The sequence below is a fragment of the Treponema sp. OMZ 838 genome, assembly GCF_000775995.1.
Lineage (GTDB): Bacteria > Spirochaetota > Spirochaetia > Treponematales > Treponemataceae > Treponema.
In genome coordinates this window covers 2,336,896-2,353,710 of sequence record NZ_CP009227.1, presented here as the reverse complement: position 1 = coordinate 2,353,710, position 16,815 = coordinate 2,336,896, and the positions used below count along the sequence as shown (strand labels likewise).

Below are 16,815 nucleotides of genomic sequence, written 5' to 3'. Positions count from 1 at the left end.
CGCTTCCAAACAGGTTCAATGGACAAGTTTGCGCCTGTGCGGACAAACGGGTGAATCTTATCTATATGCCTGCCCCGGGTTAGTTACTATTGTCAAAAAATCAGTGAAACCCTTTAACTGTACCGTTATTTTAAGATCCGTTTCATTCTGTTTTTTGTCCAAAACTATATTTTCTATAAAAATTGATTTTCCGTTTTTAGTCAGCGAAGCCCCAAAATGCCCGCATCCCAATTGAGAAGCTAGGTTCCCCATTCCATTTACGCACAACTGAAAAGGCTCACCTGAACCGCCGGGCAGAGGATTGGCAATGGGGTTGGGGGTAACAGTTCCATTACTATTATTTACACTCAGTAAACGGCGGCCTGTAAAAATTTTATTTTTCCAAGTCTGTACATCGATATCTGAAGGATTTAGGTTAGAGACAACCGCGAAAAAAACTTGTTTATTTAATTCATCCGCATTGGTTATCTTTGCAAACCCCGATTTTTTTATCTCTTTAATTGCCGAAATATTGTTCTGAGCAGTAACCTGATCACTTGTTGCAATACAAAGATTTATCTTCACCGTACCTGTGTAGTCATCGGCATCGATTCCGCCGTTTTTAGGCTGAGCGATACCGTACGTAATTTTATCGATTGCGAGCTGCTTATTCATATCTTTAGTCTGATACAGATCGGCATATTTTTTAACCGCATTTGTAAATTCTTCAGTAAAAAGATTTGCCGGTGCTTGTCCGGTAGCTTTTGCACCGGCATAAAAGGACGAAGCAAATTCCTTCAGATCGGCTTTTATAGCGCTATCGGCAGTTTTATCCAAAATATACTTGAATACATCCTTTGCTTCAAAATAGTCTTTTTTCAGCGATGAATTTAAATGGGTAAACGAAAATACCGTATTCTTGACAAGTGTTTCTGTCCCGCCCTCGGTGAGTTTTCGGAACATAACACTCGGCTGAACCACTATCTTCGTATCCGGCGAGCCTTTTTTCGCCTTTGCCGTCAGTGTATAGCTGTCGTGTTCGCCAAGTTCTATGGTTGTTACGGAATCGCTCAGCATAAACGACAGTTTTTTTACGAGCTTTTTTCCGCTCTTATCCTTATTTACTTCTTCAATATATTTTGCAAGCGAATAATTGTGTTCTATAGCGTCGTCCAAATTAAGCTCGCAACTGGCAACCGATTGTACAAATTTCTCTGCAAGCGGATGCGTAAATCCGGTTACGGAAATCTTTTGGGAAAAGTTTTTACCGTCTTTCGTCCCCTTTACTGTTATGGTAAATGTTCCTGCTTCATCGTCATACGCAATCATTTTTCTTTCGGTAAACGTAATACCGCTTGCCGGAGTGCCGTTTTCAATCTTTTTGGCGGCTGCCGAAGCGGTGATATGTCCCTTTGAGAGAGAGAACGCCTCAAACACATCCGCTTCAACCAATTCATACGGATTTTGCGGAGGAGTAGATGGGACACCAGGTGTTTCCGATGACCCCTTATGATCTAACGGCGAATTACAGCTTGTCATTCCGATAGCTATCACCGCTGTTATGCAAAGTATTAGTTTCTTCATTATTTATACCTCATCAAAAAATATTTTCCGGTCTTTAAAGTCCGGTTCTTTCGTTTTACCCTATAGGAATTGCTAAAAGGCAAACGATGCCCTTAGCCGGTTTCCCCGTCAATGCCCCAACAATTGTATAACTTTTGATAATAAAAACGTATTTGTAATAGAAATGTCGAATGGCTTTATTGTAATTTAAGCCGCCGGCTGCTGAAAAAGACCGTTACACGGATATCTTTTTAACTTACACGGCGACTATATAGGATTTCTGTGAATGAATCAAGCAGACTAAAGCATATTTTTTTTAAATTTTCGGAATAATACCGATTTTTAGTTCTGCGGCAGAATCATATCTTCGGAAGTATCGCCTTCAATATGCAAGAAAACTCTGTTAGGCATACAGGCATTCCAATCCCCTGCTTTTTTGAGTGCCGCAGCATTCACACAGGTCTTATTGGGACACGGAGAATCGGAAATAAAAGCGGTATTATGTTCTATCCGGATGATCGTATTGCCGATTGCACCGGGTACAACCACCGTGCGCGTTTCGGTAAGCGGATATATCCATTTACCGCTTGGCGTTTCAATCACCAGCCGCTGTACGTGATTCTCTCCGGTATAGAGGAAAAAGCCCGTCCATAAAGAAACAGTGATAACGGAGGCAAAGATCAGATAATCAAGGACACGCAAGCGGCGGAAAACAGGAATCATACGCTATACTCTTTTTTTGTTTTCCGGGTTAAAAGCGCCCGTTGTATCTTACCGTTAATACCTTCCGCAAAAAAGGCTTGCAGTAAATGTTTGTTATCCATTGTTTTATGATATCCGAACTCAATCTGTTTTTTAGGATCCGAAAAATCACGGGATGACCGGGCGCTTGTCAAATTGATAAACGCAGTAGGGTATTCATTCGGCTGCAGTGCAATATGAGCGGTAGTACAGGCAAGCGTCCTCATCAGTACCGCGACCGAACTATCTAATTCGGAAGTAGTAACCGGTTCAAAAGCACCGAAAGTCAGTGCAAGGATATTTTTATATCCCTGTTCGCGGGCAATCCAAACAGGAGTATTATCTATCACGCACGCATCTATCAGCATTTCATTCTGTCGCTTAACGGGTGTAAAAAGACCGGGATACGAAGCACTCGCCCTCATTGCATCCGCTAACCGTCCTGAATTGAGTACAACCTCTTTTCCGCTGCAAAGGTCGAAGGCATTGCACAAAAAGGGAATGGTACAGTCATTAAAAGATTTACCGCCGGAGAGTTCCATAAAGAATTTATGGGCTTTTTCTCCCGAATCGGCTCCCGTGCCGGAAAGCATACGGGTAATCAACGTACCGTAGTGAATAATCTGGTTAAGTGCGTGTTTTAAAAGCGGAATATGCACGCCGCTGCCGCCGACATACCGGTTAATATCGAAAGATTCTTCAAAAACGGCTTCCATTTCCCGTACCGATTTTCCGCTTGCATATAAGCCGCCGATAATCGATCCCATCGAACAGCCGACAATACAGTCCGGCTTAGGAAGATTCAATTCTTCAAGTGCCTTAAAAAAACCGATGTATGCAAGCCCAGCGGCTCCGCCTCCCGATAACACAAGTGCCCATTTCATAGTAACTGGTAGTATACAAAAAAATGCAGTATACGCCTATAGTGCATTTACCCTACACTCTATAATAGCCTGCTTGAAGAAAGTTATAAATTATAGTATCTTTGAAATACGTTCGGCGTTATCAATTTTAGCGGAGGATAGATATGGCGATTACTGACGCGCAGTTTCAATTGGTTACCTTTCAGCTCGGTGAAGAGCTTTACGGTGTCGATATAATGGATGTAAAAGAGATAGTAAAGGTTCAAGAAGTCCGGCAGATTCCGAATGCACCATATTACGTCGAAGGTTTTTTCCATTTGAGAAATGAAATTATACCGATTATCAGTTTGCACAAACGATTCCACCTTAAAAAGGCGGATTTGGACGGAGACGATGAATATTTGGGAGGATTTATCATCCTTAAAATCGGAAAATATAAGATCGGTATTGTCATTGACCGCATCGCACGTGTTGTTATGGTACGGCAAGAAGATGTTCAGCCGCCGCCGCAGATGATTACCGGTATCGGTACCGAATATATTAACGGAGTTATCCGCCAAGACTCTGGATATCTCATCCTATTGGATATCCGCAGATTGTTTAATCCGAAAGAATTACAAAAACTTACCACATTCTAATATGCCGATACCTGTTTATAGCTCTACTATTCGGCGTTCTGAAATGGATGCCGTACTCACCTGTATGGTCGAAGAAAAAATCGGCCCGGGTGAGATGAATCAAAAACTCATTAAATTAGTACGCGAACTCTATGAGGCTGAAGGAGTCCTTGCCTTACGGAGTCCGGCGATGGCATTGGTTTATACGCTCAAGATGTTCGACCTCCCTGAGAAAGCGGGCGTCTTATTGTCAGCGCTCGCCCCTTCGTGGCAATATATCGAAGTAGCACGAAACGGATTTACACCGATTGTTTTGGATGTCGATCCGTTAACCGGTTTGGTTACACCTGAAGCGGTTGAAGAAGGTATTAAGCAAGGCGGCAGAGTGCTGGTTCTACACGAAACACTCGGCAACGTCCCCGATATGGAAGCGTTTACAGCTCTTTCAATTCCGATTATCGAAGACATTTCCCAAAGCGCCGGCGCCTTATACGGGGAAAAGCGGGCAGGAACGTTCGGTTCGTTTGCGATACTGGGACTCGAAGAACGGGATATTTTAACGGGCGGCGGCGGAGGCATCCTCATTGCTGCAGAGCGGCGCAATGCTTCCGTGTTAAAGAACATGGCGGAAACTATTCCGATAACCGATTTCTTGCCCGACATTAATGCGTCCCTCGCCTTTGTACAGCTTAAAAATATGGAAAAAAACCTCCAGCTTCGCGACGAAATGCGGGAGCTGTATCTCCGCTCACTTTTACAAACGAGGCATAAGCCGCTCGTATTTGCTGAAAGAGTAAAAAACCCCGTCTATTCCTTTCCGGTAATACTTGAAAGCGGCTTTAAAGATGTAAAACAATACGTTAACCGCAAAGATATTGAGATAGAACTCGCTTTTACCAATTCCATTGTGGACTTTTTAAAAGAAGAAAATACATGCATTAATGCGGCCTCGCTTTTGCTGCGGACGGTACTTTTTCCCCTCTATCCCCGGCTCGGTCTCAATAATGCTGCAAAGATTGCAAAGGTATTAGGAACACTGCCGTAACGGACACGTATGCAAAAGAACGCCATTATCATCCTAACAACCTATAAACCGCACGCAGCGGAGATATCCCAGGAGCTTCCGGAGTTTTTGCAAGAAAACGGGATTCAAGCAGACATCTATGAATATGACGGCTTGTCTCCTGCAAAGCCGATTCGAAAACGGTATGATTTTGCCGTTTGCCTCGGCGGGGACGGGACGGTGCTGTTTGCAGCACGGTACTGTGCACCGAAAAAAATACCGGTATTTCCCATTAACCTCGGTGAATTCGGGTTTATTGCAGGCGTTGAACCGGCGCATTGGAAACAAGCGCTCGGCGAATACCTCGCAGGAAATGCGGAACATCACGAGCGGCTGATGCTTTCTACCGCCGTGTATCGTAACGGCGAGTGTGTCGGCTCCTTTGATGCGCTCAACGATGTTGTTGTTTCAGGCGGCGGCATTGCGAAGCTTATAAATCTCGCACTATCCTTTAACGGTATCTCTTTCGGCGTGTATCGGGCGGACGGCGTTATCGTGTCAAGCCCGACCGGTTCTACCGCATATTCGGCAGCCTCCGGCGGCCCGATTATGGATCCGACGGTTGCCGCCTTTGTTCTTACACCTATCTCGGCATTTTCACTGTCAAACCGGCCGGTCGTATTGCCTGCTTCCGGTACGATGCGTATTGAGGTTTTGCATAATCGTCAAAAAGATGTTATTGTATCTATAGACGGACAGGAGTTGTTTCCGCTCTGCGAAGGCGACAAAATTGAAATTAAAATGTCACGCCACCGACTAAAACTCATCGGGTGTTCGCCGGAAGCGTTTTACACGGCGCTCCGGTCAAAATTAGCGTGGTCGGGAAGTCCGTTGCAGGAATAACACTGGGGCGCGGAGGTTGATGTGCTCGAAACCATTTCGGTAAAAAATATTGCGCTTATCGACGAGCTTTCTCTCGATTTTAACGCTCATTTGAATGTACTGTCGGGAGAAACCGGCGCGGGAAAATCCGTTTTGATAGGAGCACTCAGTTTTTTGCTCGGCGGGAAGGTTACTACGGATATTATCCGCACGGGCGCTTCCGAAGCGGCGGTGTCCGGTACGTTCTACCTTGCGAACACCCATCCCGAAGCCGCCGCATGGCTTGACGAGCGTGGCATAGAACCGGAAAATAACCGGATACTGTTACGGCGCACACTGAAAGAAAACGGCCGCGGCGGTATTTGGATTCAAGACACACAAGTTTCCCGCGCCGAGCTTGAAGCATTCACCTCTTTTCTAGTCGATATTCACGGTCAGCACGACCATCAATCTCTTTTTAAAACAGCGGAACACCGCCGCTTCTTGGATTCCTATGCAAGTATCCTCGATGAAGTGCGTGCATTCAGTCTTCTTTATACCCGCCTCGCCGAAATAAAAGCAAAACTGGAAACGATAGGGCATTCCGAAAAAGAGCGTACCGAGCGGGTAGACTATCTTGCATTCGTCATCGACGAAATCGACAATGCCCGCTTACAGCCGGAAGAAGACGAGGCGCTTGAAGCGGAAGAAACAAAACTCTGCCAGTATGAAAAACTGTATGAACAGGTCGAGACGCTGCAAAACCTGTGCACACAGGAACAAGGCATTGTACCGCAGCTTAAAAAACTACAGCATATCTCTGACAGCGTTACCGCTATCGATCCCGCCGTTCACGAATATGCCGAGCGGATAGAAAATGCCTACTATGAAATGCAGGATATCGGCGAATTTTTCAGCTCCTATCTTTCAAAACTCGTATTTGACCCCAATCGGCTGGAACAGGTGCAAAAGCGGCTTTCCCTTATCAATAAACTCAAGAAAAAATACGGCGCAACCATCAAGGATATCCTCGCCTATCGGGAGGCCGCACAATCCGAGCTGGATTCCCTCGGCGAAAGCGAGCAGGATAAAACCGCTCTGGCAAAAGAAGTTCCTCAGCTTGAAGCAAAACTTTTTGCAGCCGGTACCGCCCTGTCTCAAAAGCGGAAAGCTGCCGCAGCGGAGCTTCAGCAAAAAATTCAAACTACCCTCACCCGCCTCGGTATGCCCAAGGTGGTATTTACCGTGCAGGTTACGGCAGCCGAACCGAACGGAAACAAGCAGACTGCCGGTCTCTACGGGTTTGACTCGGTAGAATTTTTAATCAGCACCAATCCGGGAGAACCGGTTAAACCGCTCAACAAAATAGCGTCGGGTGGTGAACTCTCGCGCGTCATGCTGGCACTGAAAACCGTCCTGACTGCCGCCGATGAAGCGGATACCCTGGTGTTTGACGAAATAGATACGGGTATCGGCGGAGAGGTAGCCCGCACCGTTGCAGAACATCTGAAAGAATTGGCCGGTAATAAGCAAATACTCTGTATTACGCACCTTGCAGTTATTGCCGCCGCTGCCGATACTCATATTAAGATACTGAAGATACAATCCGAACATACAAGCCGCACATCTGCCAAAACAATAGAGGGAGACACCCGCATTGAAGAAATTGCACGGATGTTGGCAGGCGATGAGGTGAGTGCCGCTTCACGTATTCATGCAAAAGAGTTATTATCAAGGTATGGAAGTATAGGATAGCGCGATATGGATAATCCACAACAAGGTACAAACATATACGAAGAACAACTCCGTTACTATCAGGAGGAAATCGACCAAATACTCAAACAGGAAAAAGCGATGGCAGAGCTTATCGCAAGCGATCCTCAAGGTGGTATGTATAAAAAAATCATGCTCGTCGATGAACTGATATATGTGGTAACGCTCTATTTGGGAATGTACCAAATAGCGGTCTCCTTTTTGAATCGAAAAAACGAAACGCTGCTCAATGAAGCGCGAAAAGCCATTTACAAGGTTATTATCAATCTCGAAGAAATTGTTTCAAACTTTATCGACGCACCTTTTTCGGACTATGAGGAAAAAGTACGCAAAATTCAACACGTGCCTCAAAAACAGCGGTTTTATTTAATCCGAAAATTAGGCTTGGTGATAGACCTTGTCATCCGCGCGTACAGCGGCAATACCAAATGGAAGTGGTCGTTTGTAGAAATTCAAGGACGATATGCAACGATTGCGAAAAACATCCTCGATTTAAAGGATACTGCAGAAACAGGCTTTGATCCACGTTCACCGGACTATGAAAGCACGATGTTCCATCTTAAGTTGGTAAAAAAGCTACTCTTGCAGGCAGCCGACCAATACCGTGCGCGATATGAAACGGCAACCGCCAGTATAGAGGATTTCAGAATTGCTATTCAGTATCTGGAAGCTGCGCGGCGTATGCATATTTTGCTGAATGAGCGAAACGCAGCGGAAGAAGTAAAACGGCAAATCGGTATATGGTCCGAGAAGATGGAAAAAGATTTACAGAAGCGGAAAAAAGCATAAGAACGGCAAAACGGAAACAGGAAATTACAATGTTCAGTAAAGAAATCGTATGCAAACTTTTTGAAGCGTTTTCCATTCAGCGATGGAATGATTTAGTCCGCCCCTTCGATATCGTCGAAATGGATAAGACGGCAGAAAAAATGTTCCTCAGCTTTATCATCGGCAAATATGAAGAAAAGAACGGAAGGACGGTCAATTGGCTGACTATCATTAATCATTCGTTCTTTGAGCTGCTCCGCCGAATCGCGCTCTGCGATATGAAGTCGCCGGTACAGCGCATTATCCGCTCGGAATATCCCGAAGAATACAAAAAACTGAACTGCTGGGTTCTTGATAAATATAAGACAATTATTACCGACCCGCTTTTTCTTGATGAATTTGCCGCCTACCTATTTGATCCGGTTGATCCTACGGACATAAGTTTTCGAGTACTGCGCGCGGCCCATAAATATTCGGCAATGCGCGAGCTCGATATGATCCGCATGGTGAACGAACCTTTCCGGCTGACTGAAATCGACAAATGTTTGGAGACGGATATTGCCGATTTTATGGACTTAAAGGGCGTACAGCTTTTGACAACGAGGCAGCAGCCGTACTATTTTATTACCGAAATTGAAAAGCTGCGGTTCCAAACCCGTTGGAACCAAACGCCGCGGGTACCGGCAACAACGGTGCTCGGACATTCGTACTTTGTTGCCGCACTGGTTTTCTTAATGAGCCGCACGCTCAAGCTGGCGCCGCATCGTCTTTCGATGAACTTTTTTGCAGCGCTGTTCCACGACTTACCGGAGGCGGTTACCCGCGATATTATTTCTCCGGTAAAGCAAGCGACCGATCGCCTGCCCGAAGTGGTTAAGCATATTGAAGATGAAATTGTTGCAAAGGAATTGCTCCCGTTGATGGACGACTTTTACCGCGAAGAGGTGCTGTACTTTATTCAAGATGAATTTGAAAACCGCATTACATTGAACGGAGAAATCCGCTGCGTAACAAGCGAAGAGTTGAATACAACATACGCGGCGCCTCAGTTCTGCGGGATTGACGGTAAACTGATCCGTGCAGCAGATCACATCGCGGCCTTTGTAGAAGCCGACAGTTCCATCAACTTCGGCATTCGGTCGGAACAGCTGGAAGAAGGCAGGGCAAACATCCTGCACCACTACGGCAAAAACACCGTCATCAACGGCTTTTCCCTAGAAAGCTTTTTCGGATCATACCGCTAAAAAGCGTGTACATAAGAGGTGTGCAACAGGGCAACCGCCTCCAAAATGTTTCAAGCGGTTGCTTTCCTTCTGCACAAAATTTTGAATAAAATTTTGTGCAGTTTATTTATTTTAATGAGAAGGGTAATTACATCAGATAAATAAATACATATCGCAGAATAAATAGGTTGTGAGACCATTTGAACCAGCTTCAACTGTTGTACATCCATGTACAACAGTTGAAGGCGAGTTTTGTGCGTGCACAAAACATCGCTGCTGCATGGAACCACCGCCATCCGTGGCGGTTCTGCAGTGTAAGCCTTTTGAAAATAGATGGTGTAGATACAAGGAGTTAGGCAAAAAAGTACCGCAGGCGTATCTTTGATACGTTGAGGACACTTTTTTGCCGTGCGACGCAGTAGATGCGCCGTATATTTTCAAAAGTGTCTGGTGCAATTACCCTATGGAGTAGAGAAGATGAATATTGTAGAAATCCCGTTACCGCTGTTGCGGAATGAATTATCGGCTGTGTCTTTTTTATCCTGCATTGCCGAAGATGAACTTGAAGCACTCGCACAGTTTTCTCAGCTTTGCGCATTTGACGAAGGAGAGGTGCTGATTGCAGAAGGCACCATAAATGCCGATTTGTATATTTTAATGAGCGGCTCTCTTGACGTGATAAAGCAGGGCAAATGGAATAAGCAGGTACACGTTGCAACGCTGCGGGATCACGCCTCGGTCGGCGAATCCGCACTCCTGGAAGATGAACTCAGCACCGCAACGGTACGCGCTGCCGAAGATACCGTCGTCCTAATTCTTTCTCGCAGTCAGTTCAAAAAATATATTAACGCCTATCCTAAGGCGGGATTGGTAATGATGACATATATCGTTTTCAGTCTTTTGCAAAAGCTGCGGAGCGCAAACGAAGAGCTTGCCGATGAACGCAGTATGGAATTTGCACAGGAATATTTAACCGCAATGGTCGATATGTTCCAAGAGACTGAACAAGACGAAAGCTCCGGCTCAAACGATGAGACGCGATAATTCCGCGATTAAATCTTTACCGTCCCAAATCGTGTCCATTTCCATCGCCTGCCCCAACGCGGCGATTCGGTCGATACCTGCCGAACGTCGCTGCGCAAAGAAGTGCGCGAGTTCTTCCCTCCGGTAGCCTTCCACGCAGAGCGTCTGCACCTTGAACGAAAGCAGCGGCAACAGTTCATCTTTATTGCAGATTTCGGTTTCAAAGAAAAAGCCGAATGTTCCGCGCAGCGTCTCCACCGCATAGGCGGGCAGCTTTGCCAAAGTCGCAACATATAAAAGATTCCCCGCATACTGCTTGACGGAAACTTCTTCCAGTAAGGTCATCGCAGAAAGGCACAGCTGCTCGTATTTCCGCGCCGCTTGATAGGAGCCGAACCGGTACGCCGCTTGAGCTTCCGCCGCAACCTTTTCCCACCAGCGGAGGCGGACTGTAGAATCACCTCCGTCGTTTTCCCACACGACAAGGTGCGGGGCGGAACAAGCATTTTGATCCATCAAATACGTGTCGTTGTAAAACCGGTGCGCCCATGCGGCGAGCGTTTCTTCATCTGCTTGGGAAAACGCCGCTTGACTGAACAGCGCAAACGACCAGCGGTCGGGGAATACCAGTTCAACCGCATGGGGCGGAAGCGGAAGCGCGCGTATGCGGCGGATTGTTTCGTCCCCGCCCCACACTACCCGCACATCGCACTCGGTCGTATACGCAGCGGTTACGGCGTCATCCCTGCCATAGCTGATAAACGATGTCCGCCGTTTTATCGGTTCAAACTCAGGGCGATCCAGCACTCGGCCGATGCAGGCGCAGAGCATTGTAGCGATTTCCCCGCCCCGCTCCGACAGCCGCACGATGTTTGCGTTCCCTGCAAGCAACCCGATTGTATATGAATAGGCAAACATCGTCGGCACGTTTGAAGGCGCAATATGGAACGCAAGCCCCCGGCCGAGACGCGGAAAGGGTGAAGCATGGCGCTTAGCCAAGGCTTCAAGATGCGCCCTGCGGCACCAGAAGCCGAATGCAGCAATCTCCGGTATGGAATGCAGTTCCGATGCGCCGATTTCATCCGATACCGCAGCAAGAAACTCCATTGCCTCCGGTGAAAACACGGGATACGGTTCTCTTTCCGGCTGCAAAACGCCTGCCAATAATGTTACAGAGGTTTTCGTCTGCATGGTTGTATCATCCTTCATACGAGATTTAGAGCTGCTCAATACCCGATAACTCGAAGTGTTTAGCGTTCACGTTCACTCATGTATTGTTTTACTTCAGCAGCAGTTAATCTGCGTATCTGTGTATGCGGATATTCTCTATATTCCCCAATGGTAAAAAGAGGGGCAGTGTGCTTACATTGTTTATCTTTATTTTTCTTTAAAAATAACAGGACATCATTATATGAAGGAAAGATTTTATAGGATTTCTTCCCATTACTGTTTTCTATTTCGTAAATACCGCAAGACTGTTTTTCCGTATAATCTGCTGTCCGTAAATAGAGCTTTGCAATTTCCAATGACTTGAACGGAAAATTCCATCGTTGTAAACCTCGTTTAGGATCACGGTCAATACAAATACACCGTCCGCATGTCCCGCAAATGTACTGCGTATGATGTTCTAAACAATCTACAGGATTAAGCAACGGCGTAATTCTGTTTTTGTTTACGTAACACTCTTCACACATGGTAATCTCTCCTTTTAAGCCTAAGCCTTAGCTCTGCTTTTTGCCGTTATATATGGAACATCGATACGCAATACTGTAACCGATGCTGCCATCTGTTCAGTTATTTCAAAGTCTCGGCCGCTTTGTGTTTTCATCATAAGTCGCAATCCGGAAATCTTTTCTGCAACATCTTCAACAATAACCGCAGTTCCGTCTCCCATAACACTGGCATATTCCGAACCGTATTTACACGGAATGTCACCACCGGAAACAATTGCAACATCCGTCTCAAGTTCAATAAAAACGCACGGATTCTTTTTGAGAATGTCGAGTTTACGCCCCTCTTTTGCGCAGTGCACATAGAGAGTTAACCTGCCGTCGGTAAATATAAAACCATACTGCATCGGCACCACATACGGATGGTCATTATCGATCATCCCAATATGCACAACCTTTGCCTTTTCAATAATAGTATATATTTGTTGATAATCCGTTACTTCTCGATCTGATCTTCTCATAGATAAAAACCTCCATCAGATAGTATATACCATAAATATACATCCCGCTACATGATTTCTACATGATTGCGAGCTGTTGTGTATGGAAATATCAATATCTTAAGTTATTCGTGCTTTTGCCGATGCCTTTAATATGACCTTCTCACAACTGTTTACCCTGATAAAGAATGTGGTTATTTCTCCCGAAGTGATTATCGTTACTATACTGCTTATATTATACTTAAATCTTGTATTCTATATTGTGCAGTATCAAAAACCGAGACTTTCCTCCCTACAAAGCAGAATCCAAAAAAATTTGCAAAAACCGCCGGCAGAAGCTAAAAAAGATAACACACCTACCGAGCAGGCAAAATAAGAATCGGAAAATTTAGGCATACCTTAAAATACGGGGTACTCTCTCAAATGTAGAACTATCTGCCTTATATATGATCAGCTGTAAGATTAGCCGGAATTTTTTTGAACTTAAAACTCTGCCGCTGAATAGGAGAAGCGCCATATAGTCCGATAAGAGAACGATGCAACTGTGTCCCATAGCCTTTATGCAGATCGTAGCGGTAAAGCGGATATTGCTTATGATACTCCATCATACAATGATCCCGTTCGGTTTTAGCCAGAATAGAAGCGGCCATCACACACGGATACCGTCCATCAGCTTTAGGTTCCGCAATAAGCGTAAAATTACCGCCGATATTAGGCAGTTGATTGCCGTCAACAATAACCGTTAAATCCTGTTCAATACCAACCGCTGTATTAGTATTATCTCGCCTATACCGTGTAAATAGAGTTTCAAATGCTTGCTTCATTGCGGTAAGCGTTGCTTGTAAAATATTGATTTTATCTATTTGTTCGGAAGGAACCGATGCAATCTGCCAATACAGTGCACCGTCAAGAATAGCAGCCCGCGCCATTTCGCGGCGTTTAGGGGATAGTTTTTTTGAATCATCCAATATCGAAATATCAAAGGTATCAGGCAAAATGACAGCCGCAGCATATACGGGGCCTGCCAACGCCCCCCTCCCCGCTTCATCAATACCGCAAAACAACATCAGACATTTTTCCTATTTTCTGTATTATCACTGTACCCTTCACAATGCTCTATGTATCTATATAATACACTATCTACGAATAAGCACTTCCGTAAATCCTGTTAACTCAACAGATTTCGGCAATTCAGCTTTAGAAGTATTATCAGCAATGACGGCCGCATCCATCATTTCAAATAAAGGCGAGGTATACGAGCATTGCAATTTTCGGACTTTGACGGTTGAACCGGTAAGATCGGCCAATCTTCCGGTATAATGCGCAGTAAGATTACAAACCGTATCGGTCAGCGTACACTGTGTTTTTACAAAATCAAAACATAACACCATTAATCCCGATGCCGAAAAAGTACTGCGCAGCGCAGACACGGTACTGTTTTTGGCACGCACCAATACAGCCTGCGCAGTTTGTTCGGAAGTAAAAGAAGTGTCGGTACACGTGATACGGCTATCCCGAAGAATCACGGCATCACCGCCCTCTTCTACGGTAATTGAAACTCTATTCAGCGTTAGGGAAGCATTCGAACCGTATAAAACAGGTACAATACGCGGTTCCGTAAACCGTTCTATGCGTTTTATCGAGCATCCTTTTATCTCCAACGAAGTACATTCAACGACAAAACCGGCATTTTCTCCGAATGTAATTACCGGAGCATTCTCACCGAGTATCTTAATCGGAGCCGTAAGAAACACAGCTTCTTCAACATACACATCGGAACGAAGAAAAACAGAAACCGGAGCAGGTTTACCGTTCTTTACCGGAGTTTCTTGCCGGTTTATTCGGTCATAGACTGCTGCAACAGCCTGTTCAAGAGAAACGAACGGATTATCGGATGTCCCTTTTTCCGCGGTTGTTTTTGCAGCAGTATCTACATAAAAGACTAAACCACTCTCAGCAGCAAAAAGAGAAAGAGAAAAAAAGAAATATGCAAAAAGGCATAATAACGGTTTACCATTCCTGTACATCGGTTTCTTATAAAACACCCTTAAAAATTTCACGCAGCTCGGGATATTGCGCATAGTAGTACTTTTCAAGTTCCTCAGGAGTTAAACCGGTCAGTTCATGGCTCATATAGTGGATCCAACTGCTGTCTTTATCGGCATAGATATCATGCTTTCTGCACCAATAATCGGGCTGGATAGGTTCACTGCTCTTTCTGTTATGGAAAACCTTATAATCATGAACGGCTATCTTTATATCACGCCGCGGAATACCTTTTTCCAAGAAAGCCGATACAAGATAATTGATTGTAGCACCGCTATCGAAAATATCATCAACCAACAATATCTTATCGCCGCTCCGCAGGTGTTCGGGGGAATATGTCCATCCGTCAATCATCATTTTTGACTGCTGATTAGCATCGGAATAAGAATGAGCGACGACAGCGGCATACAAAATAGGCTTCACATCTCTATTCACTAACTTAAACCATTCATGAATGGCATTTCCCAAAGATGAACCGCCCCGCAGTGAAACATATATCACATCAGGAATAAAACCATCTTCCCAAATTTGGCGCGCCAAACGGAACCCGTTATTACGGATCGTATCATAGGGTAAAAATTCTTTGCTCATAATCGCTTCCTTACTTTAAATGTATACTTTATTTCAAATTAAAATACATTAACCTCAGCCGCATCAGAACGGTTGCTTAATTTTGAGGAAAATAATAGTGATAGGAAATAAAGCTCTCATTTTCTTAGTATAACGATTTCAAGTTGCTTATTCAATAGAACTTGCAACGTATCATAATCTAAATACGTACGATAAATCATTCACCCAATTATTGAGCGGCAAAGCGTATAAAAAAAGCTGCCTTTCGGTAAATCCGATGGCAGCCTTCTACTTCTGTGTATCTTATAAGATTATTTAAAATCTTTAGGTCGGCGTTCAATACGATGACATTTTGCACATTCAGCGATATTTTTTATTTTTCCGTTTTCAACCATTGTTTTTAACACAACTTCACCACCGCACGGACAGCTAAACTTCTGCGTAGCGACAGCAGTACGGGAGTTTTTACTTGCACCAGCCATACCTCAAGCCTCCTCATGAAAATTTTGTCCTTTAATATAGAAAATTTATGATAGACTGTCAAGCCCCCCTAAAACTAAGTGTTTGTAATTTATTCTCTTTTGTGATATACTCGCGCTATGTTCCAAAAGTATCCGGTGCTTCTCCAATCTATACAACTGCAAGGGCAGTATAAGCAAAACCTTTCCGGAGGTCTGCTCCCAAGATTCCCGCTGCTTTTGTTGCTGTGTTCTCTTTGGTACTTTTTAGGATGTACAAGCGTTCCTACTGCCCCCATAGATACGCCGTATCAGCCTGCTGCTCAGACAGAAATACACTGGCGTACCTTATCCCCAGGTATCGAAGCTGCCGATATCAATGATCTGCAATTTCCGCTTATCGTTCATGTTGTGAAAGTAGATTTACTCAATCCCGCTGTCGCCGTGATAACCTCAGAACCGGCTCTCTTTAAAAACGGCCAAGGCTGTATCCGCGGCGAAACGACACAGGATTTTGCACTCAGGCACAATACAATCGCAGCCTTTAATGCCACTCCGTTCAAAACAGGCTCGCTGTTTTTCAGTGTATACCGCACTATCGTGGGTATTCATATTACAGATTTCTGCCGGATGAGTATGCCGAACGAAGGCTACGGTGCATTGCTTTTTTATGCGGATAAAACAGCTCGCATTATCGACGCTCAAACGGAAGATGTATTATCAACAGATGTCCGTCATGCAGTCGGGGGCTTTTGGACAATTCTTCGAAACGGTATCGTGATTCCGCAAAAACTTCATCGCCGTGATTCACGGACTGCCGTCGGCCTTACTGATAACGGAAAAACACTCTTCGTCGTGTCGGTAGAAGGTGAGAATCAACAGAGGAGCCAAGGTCTTTCCTTTGAAGAAACGGCGTGGCTGCTGCGGGAATTAGGCGCTGACGATGCACTGCAACTCGATGGCGGCAGTTCTAGTTCGTTAGTTTTACAGGAAAATGGAGAACAGCGTATTGTATCCCCTATTCGCAACTGGAATATCCATATACGTGTTGCAAGTAATATCGGTATTATCATTAACCAATGATGACCGTTTAAGTTTAAAGCAACATTTGCCTTTATAGTACAAGTGATGTAAAATAGAAAACATGAAGAAGGAAG

At 44.8% G+C, this 16,815-nt stretch carries 19 protein-coding genes; 9 read left to right on the top strand and 10 right to left on the bottom strand.

Annotated features, from left to right (window positions below; all coding sequences use genetic code 11):
* Positions 1-57 precede the first annotated feature (57 nt).
* The 3 genes from QI63_RS10675 to QI63_RS10665 all read right to left on the bottom strand — a co-directional run bounded on the left by QI63_RS10675 (position 58) and on the right by QI63_RS10665 (position 3,167).
* Positions 58-1,563: a lipoprotein 17-related variable surface protein gene (locus tag QI63_RS10675; protein ID WP_044016257.1), complete on the bottom strand. Its 1,506-nt coding sequence runs from the start codon at positions 1,561-1,563 to the stop codon at positions 58-60.
* Positions 1,564-1,884: 321 nt separating this feature from the next.
* Positions 1,885-2,265, bottom strand: coding sequence for a NusG domain II-containing protein (locus tag QI63_RS10670; protein ID WP_044016255.1), 381 nt, complete (start codon positions 2,263-2,265; stop codon positions 1,885-1,887).
* Positions 2,262-3,167, bottom strand: coding sequence for a patatin-like phospholipase family protein (locus QI63_RS10665; protein WP_044016251.1), 906 nt, complete (start codon positions 3,165-3,167; stop codon positions 2,262-2,264). Before QI63_RS10665 ends, QI63_RS10670 begins: the two co-directional genes overlap by 4 nt.
* Positions 3,168-3,310: 143 nt before the next feature.
* Between QI63_RS10665 and QI63_RS10660 the strand changes: the two genes are divergently transcribed.
* The 7 genes from QI63_RS10660 (at position 3,311) to QI63_RS10630 (ending at position 10,435) form a co-directional block, all read left to right on the top strand.
* A complete protein-coding gene (locus QI63_RS10660; protein WP_044016249.1) occupies positions 3,311-3,784 on the top strand; it encodes a chemotaxis protein CheW in 474 nt (157 codons plus the stop codon).
* Between the two features lies 1 nt (position 3,785).
* Positions 3,786-4,808: a DegT/DnrJ/EryC1/StrS family aminotransferase gene (locus tag QI63_RS10655; protein ID WP_044016247.1), complete on the top strand. Its 1,023-nt coding sequence runs from the start codon at positions 3,786-3,788 to the stop codon at positions 4,806-4,808.
* Positions 4,809-4,817: 9 nt separating this feature from the next.
* A complete protein-coding gene (locus QI63_RS10650; protein ID WP_044016245.1) occupies positions 4,818-5,669 on the top strand; it encodes an NAD(+)/NADH kinase in 852 nt (283 codons plus the stop codon).
* A 21-nt stretch (positions 5,670-5,690) separates the two neighbouring features.
* Positions 5,691-7,382 (top strand): DNA repair protein RecN, encoded by a 1,692-nt coding sequence (recN, locus tag QI63_RS10645; protein ID WP_044016243.1) that lies wholly within the window; start codon positions 5,691-5,693, stop codon positions 7,380-7,382.
* A 6-nt stretch (positions 7,383-7,388) separates the two neighbouring features.
* Positions 7,389-8,189, top strand: coding sequence for a hypothetical protein (locus tag QI63_RS10640; protein WP_044016241.1), 801 nt, complete (start codon positions 7,389-7,391; stop codon positions 8,187-8,189).
* Positions 8,190-8,218: 29 nt separating this feature from the next.
* Positions 8,219-9,412 (top strand): HD domain-containing protein, encoded by a 1,194-nt coding sequence (locus tag QI63_RS10635; protein ID WP_044017340.1) that lies wholly within the window; start codon positions 8,219-8,221, stop codon positions 9,410-9,412.
* 456 nt (positions 9,413-9,868) lie between these two features.
* A complete protein-coding gene (locus QI63_RS10630; protein WP_044016238.1) occupies positions 9,869-10,435 on the top strand; it encodes a cyclic nucleotide-binding domain-containing protein in 567 nt (188 codons plus the stop codon).
* On the opposite strand, the gene QI63_RS10625 is transcribed toward QI63_RS10630, so the two are convergent.
* Genes QI63_RS10625 through QI63_RS10615 form a run of 3 tightly spaced genes read right to left on the bottom strand, consistent with a single transcriptional unit; the run spans position 10,415 to position 12,605 of the window.
* A complete protein-coding gene (locus QI63_RS10625) occupies positions 10,415-11,623 on the bottom strand; it encodes an acyl-CoA reductase (RefSeq protein WP_235619697.1) in 1,209 nt (402 codons plus the stop codon). The genes QI63_RS10630 and QI63_RS10625 overlap by 21 nt on opposite strands.
* 41 nt (positions 11,624-11,664) lie before the next feature.
* A complete protein-coding gene (locus tag QI63_RS10620) occupies positions 11,665-12,108 on the bottom strand; it encodes a hypothetical protein (protein ID WP_044016235.1) in 444 nt (147 codons plus the stop codon).
* A 20-nt stretch (positions 12,109-12,128) separates the two neighbouring features.
* Positions 12,129-12,605, bottom strand: a complete 477-nt coding sequence (locus QI63_RS10615; RefSeq protein WP_044016233.1) for a pyridoxamine 5'-phosphate oxidase family protein — start codon at positions 12,603-12,605, stop codon at positions 12,129-12,131.
* A 133-nt stretch (positions 12,606-12,738) separates the two neighbouring features.
* On the opposite strand from QI63_RS10615, the gene QI63_RS10610 reads away from it, so the two are divergent.
* Complete coding sequence (locus QI63_RS10610) at positions 12,739-12,960, top strand: hypothetical protein (protein WP_044016231.1); 222 nt, start codon at positions 12,739-12,741, stop codon at positions 12,958-12,960.
* 64 nt (positions 12,961-13,024) lie between these two features.
* On the opposite strand, the gene QI63_RS10605 is transcribed toward QI63_RS10610, so the two are convergent.
* From QI63_RS10605 to QI63_RS13080, 4 genes are all read right to left on the bottom strand, one after another.
* Positions 13,025-13,651 (bottom strand): ribonuclease HII, encoded by a 627-nt coding sequence (locus QI63_RS10605; RefSeq protein ID WP_081984441.1) that lies wholly within the window; start codon positions 13,649-13,651, stop codon positions 13,025-13,027.
* Between the two features lie 69 nt (positions 13,652-13,720).
* Positions 13,721-14,611, bottom strand: a complete 891-nt coding sequence (locus tag QI63_RS10600) for a hypothetical protein (RefSeq protein ID WP_044016229.1) — start codon at positions 14,609-14,611, stop codon at positions 13,721-13,723.
* Positions 14,612-14,618: 7 nt separating this feature from the next.
* A complete protein-coding gene (locus QI63_RS10595) occupies positions 14,619-15,221 on the bottom strand; it encodes a phosphoribosyltransferase (RefSeq protein WP_044016227.1) in 603 nt (200 codons plus the stop codon).
* Positions 15,222-15,511: 290 nt separating this feature from the next.
* Entirely contained in the window at positions 15,512-15,682 is a 171-nt protein-coding gene (locus tag QI63_RS13080; RefSeq protein WP_006188141.1) for a hypothetical protein, read from the bottom strand.
* 117 nt (positions 15,683-15,799) lie between these two features.
* On the opposite strand from QI63_RS13080, the gene QI63_RS10590 reads away from it, so the two are divergent.
* Positions 15,800-16,741: a phosphodiester glycosidase family protein gene (locus QI63_RS10590; RefSeq protein WP_044016225.1), complete on the top strand. Its 942-nt coding sequence runs from the start codon at positions 15,800-15,802 to the stop codon at positions 16,739-16,741.
* The last annotated feature ends 74 nt before the right edge of the window (positions 16,742-16,815 follow it).